Annotated in this window: 3 protein-coding genes; all 3 read left to right on the forward strand. The window is 49.0% G+C overall.

Translation table 11 applies throughout. The annotated features are described in order from the left end of the window. Window positions 1-108 precede the first annotated feature (108 nt). A complete protein-coding gene (locus tag BMX80_RS17495; RefSeq protein ID WP_074870804.1) occupies window positions 109-585 on the forward strand; it encodes an SUKH-4 family immunity protein in 477 nt (158 codons plus the stop codon). Between the two features lie 124 nt (window positions 586-709). Continuing rightward, complete coding sequence (locus BMX80_RS17500) at window positions 710-1051, forward strand: immunity protein Imm33 domain-containing protein (RefSeq protein ID WP_235821675.1); 342 nt, start codon at window positions 710-712, stop codon at window positions 1049-1051. A gap of 76 nt (window positions 1052-1127) precedes the next feature. Continuing rightward, window positions 1128-1466: a hypothetical protein gene (locus BMX80_RS17770; protein ID WP_074870807.1), complete on the forward strand. Its 339-nt coding sequence runs from the start codon at window positions 1128-1130 to the stop codon at window positions 1464-1466. Window positions 1467-1566: the final 100 nt, after the last annotated feature.

Genomic DNA, 1566 nt, shown 5'->3' on the forward strand with positions numbered 1-1566 from the left:
ACGAGCCATCCTAACAATGCGCTAAACGCCGCTCGTTTCACTCGCTGGACAGTCAAAAGCTGCGCTTTTGCCTGCCCGTTAGCTTATCGTTAGGCCTTAGGAGTAAAGATGGCGGATTCATTTGCCAGTCGGTGGGGTCAGAAGGAAAGAGCTCTCGGCTTTGAAGCCATAGCATCCGAGATGGTGGCTTTTGGAGCGTGGTCTCTTCCTGAGTCAGCCGCTCCGTGTTTGAGCTTCACGGCCGCAGCTCGCCCACAACCTATATATGAATGCTTTGGCTCTCGCAGCGATTGGACTGATAAAGATCGAGCGCGCTTGAAGCGCTTTCTTGTCATAGGCAGTGATGGCGCCGGCAACCCTATTTGTCTAGAAAATAAATCCGGCAACGTTGTGCTACTTAATCACGAAGATAATTTTGTTACGCAACAGTTTGTTAACTCCAGCATTCAGCAGCTAGCTGAGTGCTTACTCGCCTACCTCGGCGAAGAAAAAGCATCTAAATTCCAGGCTACCGTCCAAAACATAGATCCGGCTGCGCTCAAGCATGGTTCACTATGGAGTTGCGAGCTGTCACAACTTAATTAAAGGTCAACATCGTGGCACCGGCCTAACAACTGGTTCAAGCCGTTCGCTTCGCTCACTGGGACGTCCAAAAGCTGCGCTTTTGGCCGCCCCTTAACCAAACGTTATGCACCTTCGGAGTAACACCGTGAAAATCCTGAAGGAACAGACCATCTGCGAATGGAAGAATGTTGCCCCTCAAAAACCAGAGAGCGGCTCAAAACTTGGAATCGCTCTAAGTACCTTGGGTCAGCTTCCAATTAACGGACTGAGGCATAAACCAGAAAATGGCACTAATGGCTGGTACATATGGTGCGGCACCGAGCTATCCGAAGCTGACGATTTCTTTTCTCCGTTGCATATAGAACACATCGGCAGCTATCTTCCAGAGGTGGCCGGCTATCTTGATCTACCTTCCGGCTACCGCTTTCAGATCGACGGCAACAATTTCGAAGACGTGTGGTTTGATCCCGAGCTACTCGATGCATAACAACTGGTTCAAATCGCTCGCTCCGCTCGCTGGGACGGGCTAAAGCCCGCCCCTTAACCAAACGTTAGGCATAAAAATGAGCTTCGATGTACTGATCATCAAACCAAGCGAAGTTTCAGTAGAAGACCTCTCCGAGGTTGCAGCTGTAGATCCACTAGGAGACATAAGCTTTGTTGAGAGCGCGATAAATTTAGTATTTCCAGGAGCAGTTAATGGCGTTTGGTTATCCGAGGAGTTTTCTGTTGAGGCTCTAATCAATGGCACACCCGCAGAGTCAGCGCAAATAACACTTCGATTTGGCAATTCATGGTCCGAAGCTAGCGAGGCAAATTTTTTAAGCTTCCTATCATCAATTTGTCGAAAAATAGATGCAGTTGCTTTCGCTGTGTCTGACAATTCGAAATTGGCACCGTAGTTTATGCCTAAGGAAACGCTGATTTATTCCTCAGCAGCTCTCTTGGCTGGCACAATCGCGGGAAGCCCATCGCCTGAGTCAGCCGCATGCAAAAAACCTT

This window comes from Atopomonas hussainii, assembly GCF_900109735.1.
GTDB classification, from domain to species: domain Bacteria; phylum Pseudomonadota; class Gammaproteobacteria; order Pseudomonadales; family Pseudomonadaceae; genus Atopomonas; species Atopomonas hussainii.

Coding starts and splice junctions, on each gene's coding strand:
- BMX80_RS17495 (WP_074870804.1), top strand. CDS start 109: ATGGCGGATTCATTTGCCAGTCGGTGGGGTCAGAAGGAAAGAGCTCTC.
- BMX80_RS17770 (WP_074870807.1), top strand. CDS start 1,128: ATGAGCTTCGATGTACTGATCATCAAACCAAGCGAAGTTTCAGTAGAA.